20 protein-coding genes are annotated in these 26,175 nt (G+C 72.1%); 10 read left to right on the top strand and 10 right to left on the bottom strand.

The annotated features are described in order from the left end of the window. Nucleotides 1-89 precede the first annotated feature (89 nt). The gene (locus ACVTJA_RS07230; RefSeq protein ID WP_465840332.1) at nt 90-986 is read left to right on the top strand and encodes a TIGR02266 family protein; all 897 of its coding nucleotides are present in this window, start codon (nt 90-92) and stop codon (nt 984-986) included. Nucleotides 987-988: 2 nt separating this feature from the next. Next, nucleotides 989-1,918 carry a serine/threonine-protein kinase gene (locus ACVTJA_RS07225; protein WP_465834959.1) on the top strand — a complete coding sequence of 310 codons (930 nt, stop codon included), beginning with the start codon at nt 989-991 and terminating at the stop codon, nt 1,916-1,918. A gap of 3 nt (nt 1,919-1,921) precedes the next feature. Here the strand turns inward: ACVTJA_RS07225 and ACVTJA_RS07220 are convergent, their stop codons facing one another. Together ACVTJA_RS07220 and ACVTJA_RS07215 are read right to left on the bottom strand one after the other, a co-directional pair. Next, complete coding sequence (locus ACVTJA_RS07220; protein WP_465834957.1) at nt 1,922-5,749, bottom strand: AAA family ATPase; 3,828 nt, start codon at nt 5,747-5,749, stop codon at nt 1,922-1,924. Beyond that, nucleotides 5,746-6,990: an exonuclease SbcCD subunit D C-terminal domain-containing protein gene (locus ACVTJA_RS07215; RefSeq protein WP_465834956.1), complete on the bottom strand. Its 1,245-nt coding sequence runs from the start codon at nt 6,988-6,990 to the stop codon at nt 5,746-5,748. Before ACVTJA_RS07215 ends, ACVTJA_RS07220 begins: the two co-directional genes overlap by 4 nt. Nucleotides 6,991-7,226: 236 nt before the next feature. On the opposite strand from ACVTJA_RS07215, the gene ACVTJA_RS07210 reads away from it, so the two are divergent. The 3 genes from ACVTJA_RS07210 to ACVTJA_RS07200 all read left to right on the top strand — a co-directional run bounded on the left by ACVTJA_RS07210 (nt 7,227) and on the right by ACVTJA_RS07200 (nt 9,231). Further along, nucleotides 7,227-7,874, top strand: coding sequence for a hypothetical protein (locus ACVTJA_RS07210; RefSeq protein WP_465834954.1), 648 nt, complete (start codon nt 7,227-7,229; stop codon nt 7,872-7,874). Between the two features lie 368 nt (nt 7,875-8,242). Further along, nucleotides 8,243-8,545 carry a hypothetical protein gene (locus ACVTJA_RS07205; protein ID WP_465834953.1) on the top strand — a complete coding sequence of 101 codons (303 nt, stop codon included), beginning with the start codon at nt 8,243-8,245 and terminating at the stop codon, nt 8,543-8,545. A 59-nt stretch (nt 8,546-8,604) separates the two neighbouring features. Beyond that, on the top strand, nt 8,605-9,231 hold the full coding sequence (locus ACVTJA_RS07200) for a hypothetical protein (protein WP_465834951.1): 627 nt from the start codon (nt 8,605-8,607) through the stop codon (nt 9,229-9,231). A gap of 25 nt (nt 9,232-9,256) precedes the next feature. Here ACVTJA_RS07200 and ACVTJA_RS07195 read toward each other — a convergent pair whose 3' ends face one another. The 3 genes from ACVTJA_RS07195 to ACVTJA_RS07185 are packed head-to-tail and all read right to left on the bottom strand — an operon-like array spanning nt 9,257 to nt 12,704. Beyond that, a complete protein-coding gene (locus tag ACVTJA_RS07195) occupies nt 9,257-11,137 on the bottom strand; it encodes a hypothetical protein (protein ID WP_465834950.1) in 1,881 nt (626 codons plus the stop codon). A 29-nt stretch (nt 11,138-11,166) separates the two neighbouring features. Then, nucleotides 11,167-11,949, bottom strand: a complete 783-nt coding sequence (locus ACVTJA_RS07190) for a PhzF family phenazine biosynthesis protein (RefSeq protein ID WP_465834948.1) — start codon at nt 11,947-11,949, stop codon at nt 11,167-11,169. A gap of 29 nt (nt 11,950-11,978) precedes the next feature. Then, nucleotides 11,979-12,704, bottom strand: a complete 726-nt coding sequence (locus tag ACVTJA_RS07185; RefSeq protein WP_465840331.1) for a lysophospholipid acyltransferase family protein — start codon at nt 12,702-12,704, stop codon at nt 11,979-11,981. Between the two features lie 184 nt (nt 12,705-12,888). Here ACVTJA_RS07185 and ACVTJA_RS07180 point away from each other — a divergent pair, with 184 nt between their 5' ends. The 4 genes from ACVTJA_RS07180 (at nt 12,889) to gndA (ending at nt 17,697) form a co-directional block, all read left to right on the top strand. Next, nucleotides 12,889-13,788: an FkbM family methyltransferase gene (locus ACVTJA_RS07180; protein WP_465834946.1), complete on the top strand. Its 900-nt coding sequence runs from the start codon at nt 12,889-12,891 to the stop codon at nt 13,786-13,788. Nucleotides 13,789-14,036: 248 nt separating this feature from the next. Continuing rightward, nucleotides 14,037-15,578: a glucose-6-phosphate dehydrogenase gene (gene zwf / locus ACVTJA_RS07175; RefSeq protein ID WP_465834945.1), complete on the top strand. Its 1,542-nt coding sequence runs from the start codon at nt 14,037-14,039 to the stop codon at nt 15,576-15,578. Beyond that, entirely contained in the window at nt 15,575-16,246 is a 672-nt protein-coding gene (pgl, locus tag ACVTJA_RS07170; RefSeq protein WP_465834944.1) for a 6-phosphogluconolactonase, read from the top strand. Before zwf ends, pgl begins: the two co-directional genes overlap by 4 nt. Nucleotides 16,247-16,272: 26 nt before the next feature. Then, nucleotides 16,273-17,697: an NADP-dependent phosphogluconate dehydrogenase gene (gene gndA / locus ACVTJA_RS07165; protein ID WP_465834943.1), complete on the top strand. Its 1,425-nt coding sequence runs from the start codon at nt 16,273-16,275 to the stop codon at nt 17,695-17,697. Nucleotides 17,698-17,725: 28 nt separating this feature from the next. On the opposite strand, the gene ACVTJA_RS07160 is transcribed toward gndA, so the two are convergent. The 4 genes from ACVTJA_RS07160 to ACVTJA_RS07145 form a co-directional block, all read right to left on the bottom strand. Continuing rightward, on the bottom strand, nt 17,726-19,372 hold the full coding sequence (locus tag ACVTJA_RS07160; RefSeq protein ID WP_465834942.1) for an acyl-CoA synthetase: 1,647 nt from the start codon (nt 19,370-19,372) through the stop codon (nt 17,726-17,728). 171 nt (nt 19,373-19,543) lie between these two features. Continuing rightward, nucleotides 19,544-20,950, bottom strand: a complete 1,407-nt coding sequence (locus ACVTJA_RS07155) for a zf-HC2 domain-containing protein (RefSeq protein WP_465834940.1) — start codon at nt 20,948-20,950, stop codon at nt 19,544-19,546. After that, on the bottom strand, nt 20,947-21,507 hold the full coding sequence (locus ACVTJA_RS07150) for an RNA polymerase sigma factor (RefSeq protein ID WP_465834938.1): 561 nt from the start codon (nt 21,505-21,507) through the stop codon (nt 20,947-20,949). Before ACVTJA_RS07150 ends, ACVTJA_RS07155 begins: the two co-directional genes overlap by 4 nt. A 131-nt stretch (nt 21,508-21,638) precedes the next feature. Beyond that, nucleotides 21,639-21,815: a hypothetical protein gene (locus ACVTJA_RS07145; protein WP_465834936.1), complete on the bottom strand. Its 177-nt coding sequence runs from the start codon at nt 21,813-21,815 to the stop codon at nt 21,639-21,641. Between the two features lie 148 nt (nt 21,816-21,963). Between ACVTJA_RS07145 and ACVTJA_RS07140 the strand changes: the two genes are divergently transcribed. Further along, nucleotides 21,964-22,974, top strand: a complete 1,011-nt coding sequence (locus ACVTJA_RS07140) for a cupin-like domain-containing protein (protein WP_465834934.1) — start codon at nt 21,964-21,966, stop codon at nt 22,972-22,974. Between the two features lie 13 nt (nt 22,975-22,987). On the opposite strand, the gene ACVTJA_RS07135 is transcribed toward ACVTJA_RS07140, so the two are convergent. Continuing rightward, complete coding sequence (locus tag ACVTJA_RS07135) at nt 22,988-25,750, bottom strand: CHAT domain-containing tetratricopeptide repeat protein (protein WP_465834932.1); 2,763 nt, start codon at nt 25,748-25,750, stop codon at nt 22,988-22,990. Nucleotides 25,751-26,175: the final 425 nt, after the last annotated feature.

The raw sequence follows: 26,175 nt of genomic DNA, 5'->3' as shown, positions 1-26,175 counted from the left end.
GCTTCCCATGCAGCCATATGAGCAGATTGCGGCTGCACTGTGAGCGAACAGGGTTCGCGGAGTGGGAGGGCTCGGCTATCGTCGCGGCCGTGCCCGTCTTCGGTCTTGCGGCATTGTGGAATGGCTCGGCCTCGCCGGAGCGCGTGGCCTCATGGGTGGAGGGACTCGGCACCGTGCTGCCCTCCGCGCAGTCACTCCAGCTCGTGGTGTCGCTGCGCGCGGAAGAAGCGGGACTCGAGTTGAAGGTGGAAGCTCCGGGATACCCGCGAGCCGCGGTGGAGAAGCTGGCAGAGGAGGCGAAGCGCAGCGGCGGCACCTTCGTGGAGCTGTGGCGCATGCAGAAGGTTGAGCGCGATGCCTTCCGCGCCACCACCTTCGGAGGCGGCACTGCGTACTCGAGCGAGGAGCGCGCCGCCGTCGCGCGTGCCCTGCAGCAGCATGTGAGCCGGCTCGCCGCGAGCAGCACGCGTCCCGCTGCTCCGCCCGCCAATCCCATGGACGCGCCCCGGCCCGTGCCGGCGCCCCGTCCTGCTCCGGAGGCACCACCCGCACGTGTGACTCCGAGCGCGCCGGATGCCAGCGCCACGTCCGCGAATCAGTCCCCGCCGCCTCCGGCGGTTGTTCCCTCACACCAGGTGCAGTTGCCCACCGCGCCCCCGGGCAGCCCACAGCGGCGCGGGCGGCGCTTCGCGGTGAAGCTGGAACTGGAATTCCGCACCAACCTGGACTTCGTGCGTGAGCACGCGCTCAACATCTCCAACGGCGGCCTCTTCGTGCGTACGGCACACCGGCCGCAGCCGGACAGCGTCGTCACCGTGGACGTGAAGCTGCCCAATGGCAATCGGCTGCAGGGCGACGCGGTGGTGGTGCACGTGGTGGATGACCCGTACACCGGCGGCGTGGGGCTCGCGTTCCTCAACGACGACGCCACCTTTGCCCAGACGCTGGACCAGTATCTGGCGAGCCTCGCGGTCGGCGTGGGTTGACGATGGACGGCGCCTCCGAGACGTGGCCGCGCGACTGCGGCCGCTTCGAGCTGCTGTCCCGGCTGGGCCGCGGCGGCATGGCGGAGGTGTTCCTCGCGCGGATGCGGCAGGGGCCTCACGCCGGAGAGCGCGTGGCCCTCAAGCGCGTGCGCCCCGAGCGCGCGCACGACGCGGAAGCCCGCGAGCAGCTCCTCCACGAGGCGGAGCTGGCGCGGTGCCTGAGCCATCCGCACATCGTCGGCTTCGTGGAGTACGGCGAGCTGCCGGACGGCGGCTACCTGGCGATGGAGTTGGTGGAGGGGCCTGACCTGGGCCGCGTGCTGGCGCAGTGCCGGCGCCGCCGCATCGAGCTGCCCATCGACATCTCCGTGCTCATCGTCCGGCAGGTGCTGGAGGGGCTCGCGCACGCGCACCATGCCACCAGCACCACGGGGCGGCCGCTGGGCGTGGTGCATTGCGACGTGTCTCCACACAACGTGCTGCTGTCGCGCACGGGCGAGGTGAAGCTGGCGGATTTCGGCGTGGCCCGCTCGCGCGCGGGGGCGGCGCTGGACGCGCGGCGCCTGGGCAAGCAGCACTACCGCTCGCCGGAGCTGATTGCCGGCGACGTGTCCGTGTCGGTGGACCTGTGGGCCGCGGCGGTGCTGCTGTACGAGTTGCTGTCGCTGGAGTCCCCCTTCCCCTCCGGGCCCGGGGAAGAGGTGGAGGCCTCCATCCGCCATGGCCGGGTGACGCCCATCCGCATGGTGGTGCCGGAGGTGTCGGACGCGCTGGCGCTGGTGCTGGACCGCGCGCTGGCGCCCCACCCTTCGCAGCGCTTCAAGTCCGCCGAGCAGTTCGCCCGGGCCCTCGCGCCGCTGTGCGATGACCGCGTGGCCACGCCGCTGGCGGTGGCGGCGGTGGTGCGCGGGTTGATGGGCTCGGAGTCCTGAAGCTCACGCCACCTGCTGTCCCATGGCGGGCGGCACCATGCCCGGGTCTCCCTCCACCACGAGCCGGCTGCGGCCTCCGCCCTGCTTCACCACGCGCACCTGGACGCCGATGCGCTCGGCCAGCCCGCTGACGTGGGAGATGATGCCCACCTGCCGGCCCGTGGCCTGGAGCGCGTCCAGCGTGGCCAGGGCCACCTCCAGCGTCTCCGGGTCCAGCGTGCCGAAGCCCTCGTCGATGAAGAGCGTCTCCACCTGCGTCGTCTCGGACGACAGCGAGGCGAGCCCCAGCGCGAGCGCCAGCGACACGAGGAAGCTCTCTCCACCGGAGAGGCTGGCCACGCTGCGCACCTCGTCGCCCATGTCGCCGTCCACGACCTGGAGGTCCAGGTCGTGCCCCGGCACGCGCATCAGCCGGTAGCGCCGCGCCAGCTCGCGCAGGTGCGCGTTGGCGTGCAGCAGCAGCGCGTCCAGCGTGAGGCTCTGGGCGAACACCTTGAAGCGCTTGCCGTCGTGCGAGCCGATGAGGTCTCCCAGCGTCTTCCACACCTCGGCCTCGCGGCGGCGCTCCTCCAGGGCCGCGGCCTCCGCGCCGTGCCGGGCACGGGCCGCGTCGTCGGACTCCAGGCGGGCGCGCAGGGTGGCCTCGGCGCGGCGGCGGGCCTCCACGTCTGCGCGCAGTTGCTCGCAGGCGGGGCCCGCCTCGGACTCGGACAGGGACGGGGGACCGGACTCCTCGTGCCGGGTCCTCCGCTCGCGCCGCTCGGCCAGCACCGCGCGGGCCTGGGCAACGGCTTCGCGCAAGGCCGCAAGGGCGCGCGCCTCCGCCTCGCACCAGGCGGCGCCGTGGGCCAGGAGCGCCTTCACCGCCTCCAGCGTGGTGCCCCTGGCGGAGAGTTGTTCCGTCAGGGCGGACAGCGCGGCCTCCTTCGCCTCGACGGCTTCGGCCCGTACACGCACGGCATCCTCGGCGCGGGCGGTGGCCACGCGCTCCGCCTGCTTCGCCGCGTCGGCGGCCTCACGGGCGCGCTCGAAGGACTCCACGGCGGCGTCCAGCCGGGCGCGCAGCTCCGCGCGCACGTCCTCGGTGGGGCGGCCATTCAGCAGCGCCGCGCGGGCCCGGGCCACCTCGCCGCGCTCGTCCTCCTTGAGGGCGGCGAGCTTCGCATCCTCCTCGGCGCGCTGGGTGCTGACGTCCAGGAGTCCCTGGGCGCGGGCGCGGTGCTTCTGCTCCTCGGCTTCGCGGGCCTCGGCCTTGAGCCTGGCTTCTTCCTTCGTCTTCCACAGGGCCACGCGCTTCGCGCAGTTGCTCCGGAAGGTGGCGGGGTCCGCTTCAAGCTTCACCTCCCAGCCTTCGTCCTGGGAGAAGATGGGCGACACGTCCGCGAGGACCTGCCGGCGGATGGCCTCCGCGGCCTCCACACGGGCCAGCACCTCGTTGAGCGTGCCCTCCGCGCGGGTGAGCGCCTCCTCGGCGCGCCGGAGCATCTCCGCCGCCGCCTCGCGCCGCGTGCGCTGCGTCTCCAGGGCTGCACGGGCCTCGCGTGCCGCGCGGGCGAGTCCCTCCGCCGCCTCCTCCTCGGCCTTCAGCGTCGCGAGCCGAGCCTGCACCTCGACGCGCGCCGCTTGCAGCCACGCACCCGCGTCCGTGGACTCACCGACCTCGGGAGGAAGGGACGCGTCATGCGCCGGGTCCCCACTCTGCCCGGACGCAGCCACCGTCCCGGATGCGGAGCGCAGCCACTTCTGCCGCGCTCCACTCCACGCCGCCCGATGCTCCGCGCAACGGGCCGCGGCCGTCTCATGGCGCGCCTGCGCCTGTCCCGCGCGCGCGCTCGCCGCCGCGCCCTTCGCGCTCGCGTCCACCTCGGCCTTCGTGGACTCGGCCCGCTCCACCTCCAGCGTCTCCACGCGCGCCGTGGACTCCGCCACCAGTCCATCCAGCGCGGACACCTCGCGGGCATATGGATGCTCGGTGGCGCCGCACAGCGGGCACGCATCACCTTCGCGCAGCAGGGCGCGGTGGGACGCATAGCTCTGCGTCGCCTGCGCCATCGACAGCGCCCGCCGCGCCTCCTTCAGCGCCGCCTCGCGCTCCACCCTCCGCGCCGCCGCCTCACGGGCCTCGTGCTCGGCGGACTCCGCCTCCGCCTTCGCCTTCGCAATCTCCCCCTCGGCGGCGCGCGCCTCCGCCCCGTCCGAGGTCAGCCCCTCCCGCGCCACCTCCAGCGCCCGCAGCACGTCCTGCCTCGCCAGCAGCGCCTCGCGCAGCGTCCTTCGTGCCGCCCCCGCCTCCGCGCCCTCCGCGGCCTCCGCGTGCGTGGCCGCCGCCTGCGCCATCTCCTCCGCTTCGGCGGCCTTCGCCTTCTCCTCCCGCCGCAGCGTCACGTCCCCGCGCAGCCGGTCCACGTCCCCGCGCAGCCGCCCGGCGTCCTCGCGCGCCTTCCTCCCCTCGCCCTGCGCCGACTCGTACCGCTCCAGCTCGCGCTGCCAGCGGGGCCACTCCGCCGCCAGGGCCTGCCAGTGCGCCTTCTCCGTCAGCCACTTCCTCGCGGCCTCGCCCTCCGCGCGCGCCGTCGCCTCGCGGGCCAGCACCGACTCCAGCTCCGCCTTCGCCGTCCCCGCCGCCCCGCGTGAAGCCTCCGCGCGCCTGCGAGCCTCCTCCGCCTCCCGTGCCACCACGGCCAGCCGCGCATCCAGCCCCGCCGCCTCCTCCAGCGCGGGCCTCGCCGCCGCCTCCGCTTCCTGCGCCGCCGCCCGCCCCCGCTCCGCATCCAGCAGCACCCCCTTCCGCGCCGCGGACTCCGCCTGCGCATTCTCAGCCTCCGATGCCCGGGCCACCCGCGCGGCCTCGGCCTCCGCCCACCGGCGCTCCGCGCCCTCCGCCGCCGTCACCGCGCCCCGGAAGGACTCCGCCGCGCGCACCTCCTCCAGCCGCGCCGCCCGAGGTGCCGCTTCCTCCAGCGCCTGCGCGGCCTCCGCCGCCTTCGTCTCCGCCGCCAGCTCCGCGCCCAGCAGCGCCGCCCGCTCGGAGTGCCAGGCCGCCGCGCCTTCCGCCGCCTGCAACCGGGCCTCGGCCGCCGCCTTCGCTCCGGCCTCCTCGCCGAGCTGCGCCTGCGCCACCGCGCGGTCCGCGTCGGACATCAGCGCAATCGCCGCCAGCCCCTGCGCACGCCGCGTCAGCTCCTCCTGCTCCGCCCGGTTCTTCTCGTGCGCGGCGACGGACAGCCGGCTGTACACCTCCGTCCCCGTCATCCGCTCCAGCAGCTCCGCGCGCTCGCTGGCATCCGCCTTGAGGAACGCCGCGAACTCGCCCTGCGCCAGCAGCGCCGAGCGCCGGAACTGGTCGAACGACAGCCCCAGCCGCTCCTGAATCGCCGCCAGCACCTCGCTCTTCGTGCGGCCGAACTGCTGCGACGAGGCCACGTCCGTCAGCGACATCTCCTGCGGCCGGAAGCGCCCCTCCGCGCGGCTGCGCGCGCGCCACACCGACCAGCGCGCCCGGTAGCGCCGCCCGTCCTTCCCCTGGAAGTCCACCTCCGCGAAGCCCTCGCCCGCCCCGCGCCGCAGCATGCCGCGCACGTCGTACGCCGACAGCCGCGCCTCCTCCTCCTCGTCCGCGCGGCCCACCGGCGCGCCGCCGCGCCCGCCCAATCGAGGCGTGCGGTCGAACAGCGCCAGACACATGGCGTCCAGCAGCGTGCTCTTCCCCGCGCCCGTGGCCCCCGTAATCGCGAACAGGCCCAGCCTGTCCAGCGGCGGCTGGTCCAGCTCCATCGCGAAGTCGCCCGCGAAGCTCGTCAGGTTGGAGCCGCGGATGGCCAGGATTTTCACGACGCCTCCTCCTGCACCTCGGCCAGCAGCGTGTGGAAGGCCTCCAACAACACCGGGGACGGCGGCTCCTGGAAGTCCCTCGCGTAGCGCGCGCGGAAGACGTCCTCGGGCGTGCGCTCCTTCAGCGAGAGGCCCGGCTGGGCTTCCGCCAGTGCGCCGCCCGTGCCCGTGTACGCCGGGGTCAGCTTCACCAGCCGCACCGCCTTGCCCTCCAGAACCTTCTCCACCTTGTGCCGCAGCGACGGCTCCGGCCGGGGCAGCGCCACGCACACCTCCAGGTACGGACGCCGCCACTCCGGCGCGGCCTCCTCGCGCTCCGGCAACGCCTCCAGCAGTGCCAGCACCTCCTCCAGCGGCACCGCGTCCCGCGCGGGCACGCGCACCATGTCCGTGCTGCGCGGCACCGACAGCGGGCGCACGCCCTCCAGCGCCTCACCCTCGAGCTCCACCAGCAGCACCTGGTGCCGGTAGCTCGCCTCGGACAAAGACAGCGGCAGTGGCGAGCCGCTGTAGCGCACCCCCTCGCGCCCGCCCACGCGCTGCGCCTTGTGCAGGTGCCCCAGCGCCGCGTACGCCACGTCCTCGGGGAACAGGTCCACCGGCAGCGCGTGCTGGTTGCCGCCCAGAATCTTCCGCTCGCTGAGCGCGGACAACTCCGTGCCCGTCATGTAGCAGTGGCCCATGGCCACCAGCGCCTGCCCGGACTGACGCCTGCGCCGCGCCGCAGCCAGCACCTCGCCGTACACCGCGCGCACGCCCTCCACCAACCGGTCTCCCGCCTCCACCGGCACCGGAGGCAAATCGGCGGGGCGCAGGTACGGCACCGCCGCCACCCACGCGCCCACGCGCCCCTTCGCGTCGTGCAGCGGCACCAGCAGCCGCTCCATCTCCAGCTCACCGCGCGCACGCGGCAGTCCGCCCACCACGCGCACGCCGAGCGCGGCGAACAGCGGGTCCGGCGCATCCAGCCGCGCCGCCGAGTCGTGGTTGCCGCCGATGACGACCACGTCCAGCCGGGGCAGCCGCCGCCGGGCGCGGGCGACGAAGTGGTACCAGGCCGCCTGCGCTTCCGCGCTGGGGTTGGAAGTGTCGAAGATGTCGCCGGCCACCAGCAGCGCATCCACCGCGTGCGCCTCCAGCGTGTCCAGCAGCCAGTCGAGGAAGGCGGCGTGCTCCGCCTCCCGCGAGACGTCGTACAGCGTGTGCCCCAGGTGCCAGTCCGACGTGTGCAGCAGCCGCATCCCGCGTCCACCCTCCCTCGCCCCATGGCGCTCGGGCAGCGGGCAGCCTCCCTTGGGGAAGCCGCCCGCTCCAAGCGGCGGGCGCCTGCTCCCTTACTCGCTCCCTCTGACATGCGCGCAAGTTCCTGGAAGTCCGCGCAGTTACGAAGGCGACTCCCCTGGCGGGTCCTCTACTCCCACCCCACGCGGGGAGGCGGCTGGCCACCGCCGGCCGGTGCGGGACATGCTCACACGCCATGTCGCCCCTGGTCTCCATCCTCCTGATTCTCGGCCTCGCCGCCTTCCTGTTCGGAGGCAACCTCTACCTCTTCCGGCGCATGCGTCAGCGGAGGCGCGAGGCCTGGAGCGCGTTCGCGGACCTGCACCGCTGGCGCTTCACCGAGGTCCGCAACCCGCTCCCCCTGCTTCCCTCCAGGCTGGAAGTCGAGGGCCACGTCCAGGGACGCCGCTTCGTCATGTGCACGGAGGTCCGCGGCCAGGGCAAGGGCCGTCACGAGGTGACGGTGGCACGGCTGGAGCTGGGCGACGGAGTACCGGGAACCCTGGTCACCGCGAGCGAGGGGCTCGGACCCAGCGTCCGCAGGCTGTTCCGGCTGAGGGCTCCGGAGGACTTGAGCGACGCGAAGCTCGACGCGGTTTTCGACGCGGAGCGCAGCTCTCCGGAAGGGCGCGCGCTGCTCCGTGACTCGCACGTGCGCCAGCACCTGCGGACCCTCTACGACCGCTCCTCCCGCTTCTCCCTCGCCGACGGCGTCCTGCAGGCGGAGCGTCGCGACATCTCCGAGGACGCCGCGGTGCTGGAGGCCTTCGTCACGCCGGTGCTGGAGCTGGGCGAAGCGCTGCGTGCGGACACCCCGCGGCCCACCGAGAGCGCCCGGAGCTGAAGCCTTCCCCGAAGGGCGTCGCTGGCGGCCGAGTCCTCCGCCGGAAGAAGATGCCCGCCCATATCCTTCAGCCAGGTCCTGCTCGCTTCGCTCATCGGAGGCGCCATCCTCTTCACCGTGTGGAACTCGAGGAGGCGACACCTCGGGTGGAAGGTCTTCGCGGCCCGACACGGCTGGGCCTTCACGGGCTCCCTGCCGCGGCTGGAGCTGCGAGGACTGCACCACGGGCGAAGTGTCTCCATCTGGACGGAGCAGGACCCGGAAGGAGACCTGCCGCCCCGCACCGTGGTGCGCCTGGATGTCGGTGACGTGCTGCCCAGGACGCTGGCGCTTCGGCCCGGCCCGCCCAGGTCGCGGAAGGCATTCTCGTGTGGCTCGGCATCCGCGAAGACGAGCCGGGCAGCAACACCGTCGCGAAGGTTCTCGACGAGCAGCGCATCACGCCCCGGGCCCTCGCCGTGCTCCGCGCTCCGCCCGTGCGCGAGGCACTGCTGGCGGTGCGCGACCACTACACCGACTGCTCCCTCTCGGAGGGCCTGCTGAGGCTGGAGCAGGTCGGAATGCCTGTCACCGCCGACGAGCTGGAAGTCCTCGTGGGCCCCGCGCTGGACCTGGGTGAAGCGCTGGACGCGGAGTCCGCACTTCCGACCGAGCAGCGTGCCCGGGGTTGAACAACCCCAGTCGGTGGGTGGCTGGCCGGTGCTGGACGCCTCGGGGATGATTGCGGCACATGGCCGGCCTCCCCCTGGGCACCTATCTCCCTGCCCTCCTCATCGCACTCTTCCTCGCGTTGATGACCTTCGCGGTCCTGCGCTCCCGCAGGAACCAGCACGAGGCCTGGAAGGGGCTCGCGGCCCGGCACGAGTGGAGCTTCACCGAGACGCTGGGCGCCATGGAGGTGCAGGGGCTCTACCAGGGCAGACAGCTCTCCCTGCTCACGGAGAAGCGCGGCGCGGGCAAGCACCGCCACCACGTGACGGTGCTGCGCCTGGACCTGGGCGACGTCCTGGGCCGGAGCCTGCTGCTGGAGCCGGAGAGCCTCGGGGACAGGTTCCTGAAGCTCTTCGGCCGGAAGGATGAGGAGGTCGACGACGCGGAGCTCGACGCCGCCCTCGACCTGAAGCGCGTCTCCCCCGAGGTGCGCGCGCTGCTCCGCGCCCCGGAGGTGAGTCGCCGCCTGCTGGGCCTGCGCGAGCAGTCCGCGCACTTCTCCATCGTCGCGGGGATGCTGGAGGTGGAGCACCACGGCATCCCCGAGTCGCTCGGAGCGCTGGAGGCCCGGGTGGCCCCAGCGCTCGAGTTCGCCGACGCGCTCTCCACCGCGCGCCAGCAGCTTCGCGGAAGGACGTCGGGCTGAGCGCGGAGGCCCGGTCCGTCTACCGCTACCAATCGGGCTTCACCACCCCGTAAATCACCGCGTCGCTCATGGGACAGTCGAAGAGCCTGTCGAAGGCGCCGTGCTCCTGGAGCAGGAGCTGCTCGGCACGGCTGCCCTTGCGCACGCTCACCCAGCGCGGCCGCAGGGCGCGGAGCCGGGCGAGGTAGTCGCCATCCTTGCCCTGGTGGCTCACGTACTCGACGCGGTTGCGCAAATCGTACGTCCAATACTCGCCGAGGAAGCTGGTGGAGTCGTCGTAGGCCACCACGTCCCCGGGGCGGAGCTCCTGCTCGCGCAGCCGCACCGCGTGGGCAGTCCATAGCCAGTTCATCCGCTCGCGCAGGCGCGCCTGGGCGCTCAGGCTCGGATTGGCGCGCGCGCCGATGGTGGGCAGCACCTGGTAGCCCACGCTCGCCTTCGCGTAGGACGCCACCGAGAGGAACGCCGCGAGCGCCGACAGCGGCACCTGCGCGTAGGGCGTGCGGAGCTGCCGGTGCACCGCCGCGAAGGCCACCAGCCCCGCCGCCGGCAGGCCCAGCGTGAAGCGTCCCCACCATGCCGCGGGCACCACCACCGACAGCAGCGCGAGGCACAGCACCGACAGCCAGAGGAGGCGCTCCCGCGTCAACAGGCCGGTGAGGCCCAGCCACAGCAGCGCGGGCAATAGCAGATAGGGGAAGAGCCAGCCGAAGGCGCGCTCGCGGGTGTCGGGCCAGTAGAGCCCCTCGGGCGCGGTCCAGTTGCTCACCATGCGTTGGAAGGCGCCGGGCTCGCCGAAGAAGGCGGGAGGCCGGGCAATGTCCTCCGCGGCAATGGGGCCGGGAAGCTCGTGCCCCAGCACCCGCATGCGCGCGGGCCACATCGGGTTGCCCGTGCGGACCAGGTTCTCCACGTAGGTGGGCGCGCCCAGCCACACCAGCAGCACGACGCCGAGCACCACCGGCCACAGCCGCCCGCGCATGCCCCGCTCGCGCCAGAGCACGAGCCCCACGCGCAGCAGCACCAGCGGCGACAGCAGCACCAGGTGGAACAGGCCCGTCACCTTGGTGCCCGCGTACAGCCCGAGCGCCAGCAGCGTGAGGACGCGCTCCACGGGGTGCCACTCGCGCGAGGCGAGGAAGTAGCAGGCCGCGAGGAAGAAGGCCGCGCCGGTGATGTCCGCGTGCGTGGTGTGGAGCTGCAGGAACACCGCCGGCATGGCCACCCACATGGCCCCCAGCGACGCCGCCAGTCCGATGCCCGCCCCGGCCCTGCGGCACCACGCCGCCACCGTGAGGGCTCCGAGCAGCGCGAAGGGGAACTGCGCGATGTCGTCCAGGCGCGTGTCCATGGGCAGGAGCACGTTCCAGACGGCGAGCAGCTCGGTGGCCTCGGGGTAGCCGTTGACGTACCAGACGGAGGTGTCCACCCAGGTGATGGCGCCCGTCTGCACCGCGTAGTTCGTCTTCGGCGTGTGGTACCAGACGACGTCCCACGCCCAGTTCGGGAAGTGCCAGGCGACGACGCCGGAGAGGATGAACGCGCACGCCGCGGGCAGCAGCGCCCACGCGGCCAGCTCGCGCCGCTGGTGGATGTCGCGAAGCAGCCGCAGCGGCGCGCCCGCGTCCGAGCGCAACACGGCGCGCAGGCCGCTCACGCCCTCCCGGCGCACCGCCCACGCGAGCATGGCCCCGTGGAGCCCCAGCGCGGAGAGGAACAGGAGCGGCCGGGTGAGCCGCCCGACGAGGCCCAGCCCCTGCACGCAGGTGAGAATGCTCGCCGCGCCGAAGAGGAGCGTGGCCATCCAGCGTTCCAGCGTGGGGCGCTCGCGCAGCAGCGAGGCGGAGAGCGCCCAGGCCGCCCCGGCGGCCAGCAGCGTCCCGAATGCCCAGAGCAGCCATCCCATGCGCGCCGCATCCTCCTACGTCCCGGGGGTCACCAGGTGATGAAACCCTCGAGATAGAGCGCGGCCTGGCCGGCGATGCGCACGCGCGAGCCCCGCTCCTCGCAGCGCAGCTCGCCGCCGCGCGCGGAGACCTGATGGGCGAGGAGCGACGTCCTGCCCAGCCGCTTCGCCCAGTACGGCACCAGCGAGCAGTGCGCCGAGCCCGTCACCGGGTCCTCCGGCACGCCCGCGCGCGGCGCGAAGAAGCGCGACACGAAGTCCACGCCCTTCCCCGGCGCCGTCGGCACCACCGCGAAGGTGTCCAGCGCCGCCAGCCGCGCCAGGTCGGGCTTCAGCGCGCGCACCTGCTCCTCGGAGTCGAAGACGGCCACGAGGTCTCTCGAGGCGAACGTCTCGCGCGGCGCCGCGCCCAGCGCCTCCACCAGCCCGGCCGGCACGGGGCACGGCGTGGGCGGCCGAGACGGGAAGTCCATGGTCAGCCAGCCGTCCGCCTCCTGCGTCACCACCAGCAGCCCGGAGCGCGTGGCGAACTCCACCCGCGTGAGCCCCGTCTCCCAGCGGTGGAAGAGCACCCACGCGGAGGCGAGCGTGGCGTGGCCGCACAGGTCCACTTCCTGCGCGGGGGTGAACCAGCGCAGGCGGAAGCCGTCTCCCTCGCGCACGAAGAAGGCCGTCTCGGAGAGGTTGTTCTCCAGGGCAATCGCCTGCATGTCCGCGTCCGGCAGCCACGCGTCCAGCGGGCACACCGCCGCGGGGTTTCCACCGAAGACGCGGGAGGTGAAGGCATCCACCTGGAAGAGCGGCAGTCGCATGGAACGTCCTTTCTTCGAGTCCACCGGCGTCAGCCGGCGGCGGCCAGGGTCTGCTCGTACAGCGAGCGCACGCGCGAGGCCAATTCCGTGGAGTCGGGGCCGAAGGACTCGGGCGGAATCGGCGGCAGCACCCGAACGCGGATGGAGGCGCGCGCGCTCATCCACGGGCCGTCTCCCTCCAGGAGCTGCGGCGTGCCCTCCACCACCACGGGCACCACCGGCACGTGCTCCTCCAGCGCGAGCTGGAAGGCGCCCCGCTTGAAGGGCAGCAACTGGCCGCCCGTGGAGTAGGTGCCCTCCGGGAAGATGAGCACCGGCATGCCCCGGCGCAGCCACCTGCGGCACGGATCCAGGAGCTGGTGCATGGCGGTGGAGGAACCCCGGACGATGGGCACGTACGCCAGCAGCGACATCATCCACCCCACCAGCGGCAGGGAGAACAGCGACGCCTTGGCCACGAACTTGTACGGGTAGCGCAGCCCCATGACGGCGAGGATGTCCGCGGCCGACTGGTGGTTCACCACGAGCACGCAGGGCCCGCGCGGCAGCAGCTCGCGGCCCTCGATGCGCGTGCGCCAGCCCGGGGACAGGTGCAGCCACAGCCCGTGGCACCAGCCGCACACCAGCGCGTGAAGCAACCTGCGGTCCCGGTCGAACGGATACGTGACGGCGAGCAGCAGCGCCCCCAGCGTGAAGAGCACGGGGGCCGTGAGCAGGAACACGAGCCAGAACCAGAGCGTGACGGCGTACTTCATGGCGGGAGCGGAGGGCATAGCACCTTCGCGCTCCAGGCGTCCCTCCCGCACGGGCCCGCGCGGCCGGGCCATGGCGCCCCAGGCACCGCGCGCCCGGGTGCCTTCAAGGCGGCCGGACAGAGGACCGCCTCCCTCCCACCCTTGCTCCCGAGGTGCGAGCCCACCTAGAACCGCGGGTGAACCCATGCTCCCGCTCAAACCCGCCCTCCAGGCCGCCCGAGTCGCCCACAGCGTCCTCCCGTTCAGCCAGCTCCGCACCGCGCGCCTGCTGCTGGGCCTCAACGGGGCACAGCCGCTGGAAGTCGAGCGGCTGCTGTTCGGCTACACCGTCGGCCTGAAGGCGCACCGCAGCACCACGCACATGTTGCTGTATCTCCAGGGCGAGAAGTTCCTGTCGGACCTGGCGCTCATCGCCCCGCACGTGCGGCCGGGCATGGTGGCCTTCGACGTGGGCGCCAACATCGGCTACCTGTCGCTGTACCTGCGCAGCCGCATCGGCCCTGAGGGGCAGCTCCACAGCTTCGAGCCCGAGCCGGAGAACTTCGCCGAGCTGGACGCCAACCTGCGCCGCAACGGCCTGGCCAACTGCCACGCGGTGCAGGCGGCGGTGGGCTCGAGCGAGGGCACGCTGACCTTCGCTCCGGGCCTCAACGGCCACGTCCCCGAGGACGGAGCGCCCGGCATCTCCGTCCCCGTCGTCACGCTGGACGGCTTCATCGCGAAGCACGGCCTGCCGCGCGTGGACTTCGTGAAGATTGACGTCGAGGGCTTCGAGCTGGACGTGCTCGCCGGCATGAAGGGCGTGCTGTCCCGGCGCGACAAGCCCATCCTCTACGTCGAGGTCCACGGCCGCGGGGAATTTCCCCGGGGTGACCCGCGCCGCGTCTGCGAGCTGCTGGAAGCCCACTACCGGAACATCCGCGCCTACGTGTCACCGGATGACTTCCGGGCGCGCCAGGGCCGGGTATCGCGGGTGCTCAACCGCCTCTCCCCCTTCGACAGCACCGAGCGCCAATGCCGCGTGGAGCTGTCCGAGGTGAAGCAGCGAGACACCCTGCGGTACCAGCTCCTCTGCCTGCCGTGAGCCGCCGTCGCCTGGAACGGCGACATCTGAACGTCTCGCGGTAGCGCAAACCCGGCGTGGCGCCCGTAAAGGTTCCCCGTTAGCAGTGGGCCGAATCGCGCGCCGCGACGGCCGCGTGACGGACGTCCGGCCCTTCCGTGGTCGGAGCAGACGTCACTCCCCTGTCACTGCGTGCACTCTCATCTTGCCCGGCGACAACGGGTGTGGCGAAGGTGCCCGCCCCAGTCGAACCCGGAGGAGGCAGCGGCATGGACGCGCAGGGCCTGCACATCGAGACCCATCCCCGTGAAGGAGACCCGGTGCTGCGCGCCGGGCGTCCGGACCCGTGCACGGTGGTCATCTTCGGCGCCACCGGAGACCTCGCCGAGCGCAAGCTGTTCCCCGCGCTCTTCGAACTGGCCCGCTCCAACCTCCTGCCGGACCACTTCTCCATCGTCGCGTACAGCCGCTCCAAGCTGGAGGGGGACGCCTTCCGCGAGCACGTGAAGGAGGGCCTCCAGAAGTTCGCCCGCACGCAGCCGCTGGACGAGGCCACCTGGAAGCGCTTCGCCCCGCGCCTGGAAGTGGTGTCCGGCGCCTATGACGACCCGGCCTCCTTCGCGCGCCTGCGGGAGAAGCTGGACGAGGTGTCGCGCCGCCACGGCACGGACGGCAACCAGCTCTATTACATGGCCACGCCGGCCTCCACGTTCCCCCAAATCCTCCACGGCCTCGCCGAGGCCGGCCTGCTCAGGCGCGAGGAGCACCCGGGCCAGCGGCCGTGGCGGCGGCTCGTCATCGAGAAGCCCTTCGGGCATGACTTGGAGAGCGCGCGTGAATTGAACCGCGAGCTGTCGGCGGTGCTGGACGAGCGGCAGGTGTTCCGCATCGACCACTACCTGGGCAAGGAGACGGTGCAGAACATCCTCGTCTTCCGCTTCGCCAACGCCATCTTCGAGCCGCTGTGGAACCGCAACCACATCGACCACGTGGAAATCACCGCGGCGGAGAAGATTGGCGTGGAGGGCCGCGGCGGCTTCTACGACGAGACGGGCGTCATCCGGGACATGGTGCAGAACCACCTGCTCCAGGTGCTCGCGCTGTGCGCCATGGAGCCGCCGGTGTCCTTCGCCGCGGAGGACATCCGCGACGAGAAGAACAAGGTGTTCCGCGCGCTGCGCCCGCTGGAGGGCCGCGAGGTGGCCGAGGCGGTGGTGGCGGGCCAGTACGACGGCTACCGCAAGGAGAAGGGCGTGAAGCCCGACTCGCGCACGCCCACGTACGTGGCCATGAAGATGAACGTGGACTCGTGGCGCTGGCAGGGCGTGCCCTTCTACCTGCGCGCGGGGAAGAACCTGAAGCAGCGCCTGACGGAGGTGTCCATCCACTTCAAGTCGGTGCCCATCGGCCTCTTCGCCGGCGAGGGCGCCACGTGCCAGCGCCTGCAGCCCAACGTGCTCACCCTGCGCATCCAACCGAAGGAGGGAATCGCGCTCTCCTTCGAGTCCAAGGTGCCCGGCGAGGACGTGAGCATCGCGGGCGTCACCATGGACTTCAACTACGCGGAGAGCTTCGACAAGCCGGTGCCCGAGGCATACGAGCGGCTGCTGCTGGACTGCATGCGCGGCAACGCCACCCTCTTCGCGCGGCAGGACAGCGTGGAGCAGGCGTGGAGCTACGTGACGCCCATCCTCCGCGCGCTGGAGTCCGGCGAGGGCGGCCAGGTGCACACGTACGCGCCCGGCACCCCGGGCCCGGACGCGGCCAACGCGCTGCTGGCGAGCGACGGGCGCAGGTGGACGCGGCTATGAGCTTCGCTCCTCCGACGGTCGTCCCCTCCGAGTCGCTGGCCCAGGAGGCCGCGGCGTGGATGGCGCGCTCGCTCCAGGACGCGCTGAAGACGCGCCCGCGCGCGAGCCTGGCCCTGTCCGGTGGCGGCACGCCGGGCCCCGCGTACCGGGCGCTGGCGGACATGAAGCTCCCGTGGGAGCGCGTGGACGTCTACTTCGTGGACGAGCGCTTCGTGCCGCCGGACCACAAGGACAGCAACTACCTGTTGGTGGAGGACACGCTGCTCAAGCCGCTGCGGCTGCCGTCGTCGCAGGTGTTCCGCATGCAGGGTGAGCGCGAGGACCGCGACGCCGCCGCGCGCGACTACGAGGCCACGCTGCCGCCGGTGCTGGACGTGGTGCTGCTGGGCATGGGCCCGGACGGACACACCGCGAGCCTCTTCCCCGGCCACCCGGCGCTGGAGGAGCGCGAGCGGCGCGTGCTGGCGGTGGTGGGCCCCAAGCCGCCGCCGTGGCGGATGACGTTGACGCTGCCGGTGCTGCTGTCGGCGCGCGCGGTGCTCAACCTCGTGGCGGGCGCGGGCAAGGCGGACGCGGTGCGCCGGGCATTGGCGGGAGACATGTCGCTGCCGGCGGCGCGGGTGACGAATACGCAGTGGATGCTGGACCCGGCCGCCGCCGGACGGTGAGCGGCCACGGGACTTCGGGAGGAATCATGAGCGAGACAAAGGGCGCGCAGTTCGGCGTGGCGGGCATGGGTGTCATGGGGGCGGCCCTCGCCCTCAACATCGCGGACCATGGCTTCAAGGTGACGGTCTGGGACCGCCACCCCGAGCGCATCGACGAGATGCACAAGAAGTACGGCCACCCCGAGGTGAAGGGCACCGCGTCGCTGGAGGAGTTCGTCCAGCGGCTGGAGCGTCCACGCCGGGTGCTGCTGATGGTGACGGCGGGCGCGGCGGTGGACCAGATGATGGAGCGGCTCTTCCCGCTGCTGTCGCCCGGCGACGTCATCATGGACGCGGGCAACTCGTGGTTCCTCGACACGCGCCGCCGCGAGGAGTCGTGCAAGTCGAAGGGGCTGCACTTCCTGGGCATCGGAGTGTCGGGCGGTGAGGAGGGCGCGCGCAACGGCCCGTCCATCATGCCGGGCGGCCCGCAGGAGGCGTACGCGCTGGTGCGCCCCGTGCTGGAGGCCATCGCCGCGCGCGCGGAGTCGGGCCTGTGCGTCACCCACGTGGGGCCGGACGGCGCCGGCCACTTCGTGAAGATGGTGCACAACGGAATCGAATACGCGGACATGCAGTTGCTCGCGGAGACGTACGACGTGCTGCGCCGCGGGCTAGGGCTGAGCGCGGACGCGCTGGCGGACCTGTTCTCCAAGTGGAACGAGGGCATCGCCGAGTCCTTCCTCCTGGAGACCACCCTCCAGGTGCTGCGCAAGAAAGACTCGGAGACGGGCAAGCCGCTCGTGGACCTGGTGCTGGACAAGGCGGGCCAGAAGGGCACGGGCAAGTGGACGGTGCAGGTGGCGCTGGATTTGGGCGTCCCGGTGCCGTCGATTGCCTCGGCTCTGGATGCGCGCAACCTGTCCTCCATGAAGGACGAGCGCGTGGCGGCGAGCGCGAAGCTGAAGGGCCCGTCCGAGACGCTGAGCGCGGAGGAGAAGGCGCAGCTCGCGCAGTGGGCGCACGACGCGCTCTACGCGGCGCGCGTGGTGACGTACGCGCAGGGCATGCGGCTCATCCAGGCGGCGTCCAATGAGTACAAGTGGAACATCTCCCTGGCGGAGATGGCGCGCATCTGGCGGGGTGGCTGCATCATCCGCGCGAAGCTGCTGACGCCGCTGCGCGAGTCCTTCTTGAAGCAGCCGGACCTGCCCAACCTCGTGGTGTCGGACGCCTTCGCGCCGGTGCTGGAGAAGCTGGCGCCCGCGTGGCGCAGGCTGGTGGGCGTGGCCGCGAAGGCGGGCATCCCCGTGCCGGTGTTCAGCGCGTCGCTGGCGTACCTGGACAGCTACCGCAGCCCGGAGCTGCCGCAGAACCTCACCCAGGCTCAGCGCGACGCCTTCGGCGCGCACACCTACCAGCGCCGCGACAGGCCCGAGGCCGGCTTCGTCCACACGGAGTGGAACAAGTAGGCGCGCTCCTCGTGCCCGCCGCCGGGGCCTACTTCGGCTTCGGCGGCGTGGCCCGCAGCTCCGCGCGGCGAATCTTGCCGCTCACCGTCTTGGGCAGCTCGGTGACGAATTCAATGTCGCGCGGGTACTTGTACGGCGCCGTGGTGTGCTTCACGTGCTCCTGCAGCTCCTTCGCGAGCGCGTCGGACGCGGAATGGCCCGGCGCCAGCACGACGTAGGCCTTGATGCGCTGGCCAATCTTGTCGTCCGGCACGCCGATGACGGCGGACTCCGCCACGGCGGCGTGCTCCAGCAGCGCGGACTCCACCTCGAAGGGGCCCACGCGGTAGCCGGACGTCTTGATGACGTCATCCGCGCGGCCCACGAACCAGAAGTAGCCGTCCGCGTCGCGCACCGCCCTGTCCCCCGTCACGTACCAGTCGCCCCGGCGGCAGGCCGCGTTGGCGCCCTCGTCGTTGAGGTAGCCGTGGAACAGGCCCACCGGCCGCTCCGGCGCCACGCGAATGGCGATGTCGCCCTCCTGCCCGTCCGCCACCTCGCGGCCCGCGTCGTCGATGACGCCCACCGTGAAGCCCGGCGACGGCTTGCCCATGGAGCCCACGCGCGGCTCCATCGAGGGGAACATGCCCACCACCATCACCGTCTCCGTCTGCCCGTAGCCCTCGCGGATGTGCAGGCCCGTGGCCTCCTTCCACGTGTCGATGACCTCGGGGTTGAGCGGCTCGCCCGCGCTCACCGTGTGCCGCAGCGAGGACACGTCGAAGCCCTTCAAGTCTTGAAGCACCATGGCCCGCCACGCGGTGGGCGGCGCGCAGAACGTCGTCACCTTCTGCGTCTCCAACACCTTGAGCAGCTTCGCCGGCTCGAAGCGGCCGCGGAAGTCGTAGACGACGTTGCACGCGCCCTGGCTCCACGGCCCGAAGAGCTTGCCCCACGCGCACTTCGCCCAGCCGGTGTCGCTCAGCGTCAGGTGCCTGTCGTCGGGCGTGAGGTCCAGCCAGTAGCGCCCGGTAATCACGTGCCCCAGCCCGTAGCTGGCCTGCGTGTGCAGCACCATCTTCGGCATGCCGGTGGTGCCGGACGTGAAGTAGATGAGCATCGGGTCGTCCGCGCGCGTGGGCGCGAAGCCCTCGCCGTGCGCGCCCGTGCCCGCCGCCCCCGGCGTGTAGCGCACCCACGGCGACGGCGCGCCCTCGCCCACCGCCACCCAGGTCTCCACCCGGCCCGTGCCCACGAGCCCCTCGAAGCGGTCCAGACAGCTCACGTCGGCGATGACGGCGTTGGCGTCCGCGGCCACCAGCCGGTAGCGGATGTCCTTGACGGTGAGCATGGGCGTGCCGGGCATGAAGACGATGCCGGCGCGGATGCAGCCCAGCACCAGGAACCACCACTCCGGCACGCGCGGCATGATGACGAAGACGCGGTCGCCCTTGTGCAGGCCCAGGCCGGTGAGGAAGCTCGCGGCGTGCAGCGAGTGGCGCCGCACGTCCTCCCAGGTGAAGCGCTGCTCCTGCCCCGCCTCGTTGGACCAGAGCAGCGCGAGCGCGTCCGGCCGCTCGCGCGCGTGCCGGTCCACCACGTCCGCCGCGAAGTTGAAGTGCTCGGGCCGCTCCCACCGGAAGTCACGGCGGGTGGCCTCGTAGTCGCGCATGTTGCGCGGAGCGGATGGGGGCATGACGCACTCCTGGGTGAAGGGCCGGGCCTCGAGCCTGCCACGCGGCCCCCGCCCAGGCTTCACCTTCCGCACCGGCTTTCGCCCGGTGGACGAAAGCGCTCGCCCCAAAAGCAAAAGAGGCCGGCCCCTGGGGACCCGCCTCTCGTGAAGTGCCGCTGCTTCAGCCGCGCGTCAGTTGATTTCGGCGCAGTGGAAGAGCTTGTTGTACGCCTCGCAGGTGCGCAGCGCGGACAGCAGGTCCTTCTCGGCGGTGCCGTTGCGGCCCGCCAGGCCCTGGCCATGGGCGCGCTCGCGATCCACCACCAGGTTCAGCCACGGGTCCCGCGAGTTGTGCGCGAAGCGCTGGAGCGCCTTGAGCGCCTCGGCGTCCTGCCGCGCCTCGCCGGTGAACACCAGCGCGCCGAAGTAGAGGTCGTCCTCCTTCGAGCGGCGCAGCGTGTCCACCAGCCCCGGAGACGCCTGCCCCTCCATCACCAGCTTCGCGTAGTCGCGGGCCAGCGGGGCGCGCACGGCGAAGTCGCGCTGGGCCATGTCCTTCACGTAGTCCTGGAGCACCGCGCCGCCGCCCACCCGGTCCAGCTCCGCCGCCAGCGGCAGCAGCGCCTTCACCGCGTCCGGCGTGGTGGCCGTGCGCACGGCCACGTAGAGCGCCTCACGGGCCACCGCCGGCTGCTGCGCCAGCACCTTCACGTCCACCCGGCCCACGGAGAGCTGAGCCCACGCCTCCATCACCTGCTTGTGCCAGCGCGCGCCCTCCTGCTCGCGCTGCTGCTTCAGCTCGTTGGCCCGGCTCTCCGCCTCCTTCTTCCAGCCCTCGTCCTGACCGGGCAGCGCGGCCACCTCGCGGAAGGACTCCTCCGCCTGCTTCAGCAGCCCGCGCCCGTGCAGCGCCAGCCCGCGGTTCCACAGCGCCTGCGGGTGCTTCGGCTCCTGGCGGAGCGCGCCGCCGAGCAGATCCAGCGCCTCCTCCCAACGCTGGCGGCTCATCTCCACCACCGCGCGGTCATTGTCCTTGTCCGCCGACTCGGGCGCGCGCGCCAGGAAGGCCTCCGCCTGCTGCCAGTCCCCGCGCAGCGCATACGCCGCGGCGATGCCCCGGAAGTCCTGCCGCTCCTCGAGCTCCGCCAGCGGCCGCAGCGGCAGCACCTCGGAGGAGGCCCCCGTGCCGCGCATGGGGATGTAGGGACGGAAGCGGTCCGCCTGCGGGTGGCTCAGCCGCGCGTCCAGCATGCGCGCGTCCGCGCTGGCCAGCCACACCTCGGAGGGCATCCGCGGCTCGGCCTGCATGCGGTAGACGCCCACCGCCGCCAGGCCCGCCGCGAGCGCCACCGGCACCGCCGCCCGGTACGCGCGGTGCAGCCACGGCCGCAGCGGCGTCACCTTGGAGCCGGGGCTCTCCACCCGCGCGCCCCCCGCCCCCTCCAGCGCCCGCGACGCCAGGAGCTCCAGCTGGAGCAAATCCCGCAGGCCGACCTCACACTCCTCGCAGCGCGTCAGGTGCTGCCGGAAGGCGTCCGCCTCCGCGGCGGACAGCTCTCCGTCTACGAAGAGGTGCAGCTTCGTGCATGGCGTGTTCATGAGCTCGTTGCCCCCTGCTCCCGGGCTACCGCCACCTGGGGCAGCAGCAGTTCCTTCAGGTCCCTGCGCGCCAGGGTGAGCCAGCTCCCCACCGTGCCCACGGGAACGTTGAAATGCTCGGCGATGGCCGTGTACCGCTTGCCCTCCGCGTGCAGCTTGTAGGCATCACGCAGGTGCGGTTTCAGCTGATCAATCGCCTTCTGGAACGCGTCGGTGTTCACCAGCTCCCAATTCTCCTGGGAATCCTCCGGTGACATCGCCGCGTCCTGAACCAGCGCCAGGTGGGGCAACCCCCGGGTCTCAGTCCTCTGCCGGCGGCAGTAGTCCAGGAACCGGTTTGTCATGGTGGTGCACAGCCAGGCCGCAGCCGCCGAGTCCGTCCTGTCCTTCAGGTGCTCGAACTCCGGCATCGCCCGCTCGAAGGTCTCCTGAACCAAATCATCCGGTTCCAGACTCGAGCGCGCACACAACCGGCGTGCCAGGCCCAGGAGGCCCGCACGATGCTGGCGGATGAACGCTTCGAAGCGCCGCCGCTCCCGGTTGAAGAGGTCTGCCATGACGCCCCACACTTGCGCTGCTGGTGGTTACCCACCAAAGACGCGCGGCGGCCCGATCCTTGAGAAAAAAATCGCAGCCGTAAGACAGTAAAATGCCCGGGAGGGCGGAAAACCCTTTCCGGGCAGGAGGATCAACGACCCTGGGGGTCCGCCAGGGGCGCAGTGGCCGGCGTGGGCGACGGCCGGCGCGGGCGCTGGACGTCCACGTTGGTGGCGCAGTCCACGTAGCTGTTCTTGACGTTGGGCTCCTCGCCCGCGGCCGTCTTCATGGGAGGGCTGTTCTCGATTTCGTTGGCACCGGGCGTCATGGCGCTCGCTCCTCATGCTTGCCTACAGGCAGCACGGATTGGTTGCTGCTAGATGTAAAACGCAAACGGTTGCATTCCTTACCATGGCCGTATGCGATTCCGTGAATCACCCGGGTCGGGCTCGCACCAGGAATTCAGGGAGTTCTAAATGAACAAGGAAAATTCACGCCTCGCGCCCGAGTGGCAGACGTGGCTGGTGGAGAACCTCGCCCTGGGGGTGACGCAGGAGGAGGCGCTCCAGACGCTGACGGGGGCGGGCGTGGCGGAGGACGTGGCGCGGCGGGAGGTGGCCGGCGTCCTGGCCCATCCGTACTACCAGGCCGCGCTGCGGCTGGGCCGGCGGTACGGCTGGCTGGAGTCCGTCATGGACACCTACAGCGCGCTGCACCGGCAGGCAGGCGGGCACCAGACGCTGGAGCGGCGCGAGGGATTGAGCCCGGAGGAGTTCTTCTCGCGCTACTACTTCGGGCACCGCCCGGTGGTGCTGCGCGGCTTCATGGAGGACTGGCCCGCCATGAAGCGCTGGTCGCTGGCGTACATGGCGGAGCGTGCGGGAGACGTGGAGGTGGAGGTGCAGACGGGGCGCAACGCCAACCCGGACCACACGCCCGAGTTCGAGAAGCACCGCTCCAAGATGCCCTTCCGGGACTACCTCCGGATGATTGAGACGGGCGGGGAGACGAACGACTACTACATGGTGCCGCGCAACGAGAACTGGGCGCGGGAAGGCTTCCGAGCCTTGCGCGAGGACGTGCGCGCGCCGAAGGGCATCATCGACGCGGAGTTGCGCCCGGACATGTTGACGCTGCTATTGGGCCCGGCGGGCACCGTCACCCCGCTGCACCACGACAACATGAACGTGCTGCTGGGGCAGGTGATGGGGCGCAAGCACGTGAAGCTCATCCCCTCCTTCCAGCGGCACCTCATGTACCCGCGCTATGGCACCTTCAGCCAGGTGGACGCGGCGAAGCCGGACCCGGAGCGCTTCCCCCTCTACGCGGAGGCGGACGTGGTGGAGGCGGTGCTGGAGCCCGGGGAGATGGTCTTCATCCCCGTGGGCTGGTGGCACTGGGTGCGCGCACTGGACGTGAGCGCCTCGGTGACGTTCCACCACTTCCTCGTGCCCAAGGGGAACACGTACCTGCCCACGCCCCATTAGAGCCGGGTACGCGCTACTCGGACCGCTCCACCAGCAGGACGGACTGCGTCCAGGCGTTGCGCGAGTCGCGGGCCAGCCACTTCTGCCGCTCGTCGCGCAGGGCCACGGCGGCCGGAGCGCCGGCGCGGATGCGCTGGCGCACGCCGTCGAAGAAGCGGCCCGCGGCGTCCGGGATGTCCACCGTGGAGGCAAGCACCGCGCGCGCGCCCGCGTCGATGAAGGCGGCCGGCAGGCTGAAGGGCTCGTTGGTGGTGGTGGAGGCCACCCGCCCCGCGCTGCACGCCGCGAGGTAGACGAGGGGTGAGCCCGCCAGCTTCTGCTGCCGGACGATGTCCGCGGTGAGCGCGTAGCGCCCATTGCCCTCCGGCGACAGCACCACCAGCGACGAGTCCGCCAGGGCGGGGTCACTGATGCCGTGCGCGTGAATCTCGATTTCGGTGGCGTCCGACATGCTGGACAGCACGCGCGAGGGCGTCGCCTCGGAGCCGGACAGCAGCTCGGGCGGCGTGGACTCGGGCTCCGGCGAGGGCGTCCACGCCGGCAGCCGGGGCAGCTGCAGCAGCGAGGGCGCCTCCACGTTGGAGACGACGAGCCGACGCCCGCTGGAGACATTGCGCGGCTGGGCCGTCTTCCCCATGCGGAAGCTCCAGGCCATGTCCGGCGGCAGCAGGTCCGTGCGGCCGAAGACGGGCGCCCAGGCCAGCACCTCCACCCGCTCGCAGCCGCGCAGCGCCTGCCGCACCTTCTCCGGGACGAGCTTCGACGTGGGGCTGCGGGAGAAGGGCGCGTCGCGCGCACCGTCGTAGTACCCCACCACCTCGCCCTGGGGCCCGCGGGCCACCGCTACGCCTCGCTCGTGGTGCACCGACACGGCCAGCGCGCACCGGGCCGGCACGGAAGTGCCAAGCTGCGCGGCCATCAGCTCCAGCACGCGCGAGTAGTCGCCCACGCGGCCCGCGTCGGTGACGAGCGAGGAGTAGCTCAGCGTCCAGGCCTCGCGCGCCATCGAGTCCCCGTGCTGCAGCTTCTCCGCATCCTCGATGGTGCGCTTCAGCAGCGCCTGGCCCTGCGCGTGCTCATGGTCCAGCTCGAAGCGGCCCTCGATGTAGCGCGAGTAGATGGCGTCGCCGGGCATGGGATTGGTGGTGGTGGCAATGGAGAGCGCGTGGCGGAGCTTCTCCGCGTCTCCCGGCGCCGGGCGGGCGCGGGCCATCTCCGCGAACGTGGCGCCATACACCAGGTCCAGCGGCGCGTTGGGGCACGCGGCGGCGGCCTCCAGGGCGCGGCGCGCCTCCTCCGGGCGCATGTCCAGGTAGTTGATGTGGGACAGGTGGCCCTGCGGCCAGTAGCAGATGAAGCTGGGGCTCTTCCGCCCGCCTCGCGCGGACCACTCCTCCACGAAGGCCCGGGCGCTGGAGAAGTCACTCCTGTCGCGGGAGATATGGGTCAGGATTTCCAGCGACGTCAGCTCCAGCTCCCACTCGCGCAGCTGGCGTGCCCACGTCCAGGCGGTGCGGGTGTGCTGCTCGGCCTCGGTGAGGCGCCGCAGCTCCGCGTAGAGGATGCCCAGGCGCAGCTCCAGCTCCACGCAGCCCGCGGAGAAGGCACCCTCGCGGCAGCGCTGCAGCGCGGTGAAGAGGCGCTGCTCGGCCTTCCACCACTCGCCGTCCGCCGTCTCCTTCCGGGCCTGCTCGCGCTCCAGGTAGGGATTGAACCAGGGGTCCTGCTGGCGCTTGCCGCGCTCCACCGCCTCCGTCACCAGCCCCAGCGCCGCGCCGCGGGTGCGCAGGAGCGCGCCCACGAAGAGGTCGTCCTCGCTGGAGGTGCGCAGCGTCTCCAGCATCGCGCTCGGGGCTGGGGACTGGCTGCGCAGCAGCTCCGCGTAGCCCTTGGCCAGCGGCGCGCGGCGGCCGAAGTCCCGGGCCGCCACCTTGCGCACGTAGTCCCCCAGCGCGGAGCCACCCTGCAGCCGGTCCAGCTCCTGCGCCAGCGGGAGCAGCGCCATCGCCCGCTCCTTCGACTGCGCCGAGCGGACCACCTCATAGAAGTTCTGCCGCACCACGCCCGGCTGCTGCCGGGCCTCCTCCAGCGGCAACGGAGCCTGGGCGTTCTCCAGCAGCGCCAGGGTGGCGTCGCGGGCGCCCCGCCACTTCCGGGCGCGCTCCTGCGTCTCCTCGCGCAGCGCGAGCGCGTGGGCATGCGCCTCGCGGCCCCAGCCCTGCTCGTTCAGCGTGGCGACCTTCTCGTACGTCTCGGCCGCCTTCATGGTGAGCCCCATCTCCTGGAGCACCAGCGCGCGGTTCCACAGCGCCTGCGTGTGATTCGGATGGGAGGCGAGCACCCCGTCCAGCAGCCGCAGCGCCTGCTCGTGTGCCCCCCGCGCGAGGTGGACGGCCGCCAGGTCGCTGTCCCGGTTGGGCGAGGCCTGCATGCGCTCCAGGAAGGAGGCCGCCTGGTTCCACTCGCCCTGGAGGGCATAGGCCGCGGCGATGCCGCCCCAGTCCCCCGTCTCCTCCAGCCGCGCCAGCTCCCTCAAGGGGATGGGCTCCGGGGGCACCGGACAGCCGCCGGACGAGACTCGGGGCCGGTACTTGTCCGCCTCGGGGTGGGTGAGGCGGGCCTCGATGCGGGCCGCAGCGCGGCGCTCGGCCCAGAACTGCGCCGAGACACCTCCGCCGTCTGCCTTGGACGGGCTGCGCGCGAGCAGCACGGTGAAAACGAGCACGGGCGTCGCCAGCGCCAGGACCAAGACCTTGTCGTACGCCGGCTTCAACATACTGCCCCCTCGGGCGCCACCCCCAAGCAGTCGCCCACCTGACGGGTTCTACACCAACATCCCTTTACCGCCGACTGCACCGCCAGCCCGCCCCCATGCCGCGGGGCGTCCTGACGTTCCACAAACCACGCTTTCCCGTACGCGCGGGCACCCGCACGTCCGGTTCCGACATTTCCCGGGGGATTTTTCTGGACCCTCCCCGGGCCACCCTCCCCCGCGAACGGGCCGGGTGGGGCCTCGTGGCCAGGCCGGAAACCGACCGACCCGCACTAGAGACGATGTACGCCGGAATCCTTGAACGAAGCCCCGCGCGCATCCCACCGGAATCATTGCATCCGCAAGCGAGGGGCGGGGGGCGGGGGCGGGGGCTCGCAGGGCCGGACGCCCTCCGGAGCGCGGCGCGGGCCCCCGTCCGGACGGGGGTT

The organism is Pyxidicoccus sp. M6, assembly GCF_055568925.1.
The sequence above is the reverse complement of the archived record's forward strand: the minus strand, read 5'-3'. Positions and strand labels throughout refer to the sequence as shown.